Origin of the sequence: Sutterella massiliensis (genome assembly GCF_016899755.1) — a bacterium.
GTDB classification, from domain to species: Bacteria; Pseudomonadota; Gammaproteobacteria; order Burkholderiales; family Burkholderiaceae_F; genus Sutterella; species Sutterella massiliensis.
The window spans coordinates 1-856 of record NZ_JACJJC010000153.1 but is presented as its reverse complement, the minus strand read 5'-3'; the positions used below and the strand labels follow the sequence as shown (position 1 = coordinate 856).

Annotated in this window: 1 protein-coding gene; it reads right to left on the bottom strand. The window is 56.4% G+C overall.

Translation table 11 applies throughout. The features are described 5' to 3' along the window. Positions 1 to 415: 415 nt before the first annotated feature. Positions 416 to 856 (bottom strand): autotransporter outer membrane beta-barrel domain-containing protein (locus H6A60_RS11870; protein WP_205104894.1); only part of this gene is annotated, 441 nt, incomplete at its 5' end.

The window sequence follows — 856 nt, the reverse complement described above, 5'->3', positions numbered from 1 at the left end:
CAATGAGAGTCTTCTTCATGAAAGTTTCTCCTAAAAGCTCCTGCCGCGATACGCGCGCCGGAGCAGAAATAGATTCATCTGCCCGCAAGAGCCTCGCGCAATGACGTCGTTGACCTCATTCGAACGCTTTGCCCGAAACTCCTAAAAACAGGCAACCCGAAGAATCTCATTTGCCCCCACCCCTCGCCACAGGGTTAATACCTATGTCAAACTCAACTTCCTGATATCCAAGTAATCATTTCGAACTAGTCTTTTGGTCGGTTCTACCGAGTGTTGCTCTGGCACCACGTTATCCCGAATAGCGTTAACCATAACGCAGGGGAGGTGTTCGGAATCTCCGAACACCTCCCCGAATGACATGCTCTCTCGATAACGAGAGAAGGTAGAGCCTTCTCTCGCAAGGCATTACAGTGTATTACCAAACATAACGGGCCTTAAGGGTGAAGGCATTGTCGAGCCGATCATCGCCGCCTACGCCGAGGTCATAAGCAGCTCCGATCGTCCAGTCGCCAGTCTGCGCGTTGAGGCCGAGCGAAGCGCGCACCGGCGCGTCGTCCACAACCTGCGTCTTCACTTCGTCCTTGACGTTGTTCCAGCGAACCGCTCTCGTCGCTTCGTCGTCGCCGAAGTTCGGCACGATCGAAAGGTCGAGCGTCGGGGCAAGCTTCCAGCCGCCCGCGTTGAAGTTGCCGGCAAACGCCACGCCGATCGGCGCCGTAAAGACGTCCATCGTGTCGTCTTCGGTCTTGAACGCCCCCGTGTACCCGTCAACGTCCAAACGCGTCCAGCGGATGCCGACGCGCGGAACGATGTCGAACGACCCGACGTTGAAGAGGTATTCGGCGCCGATCCCGAC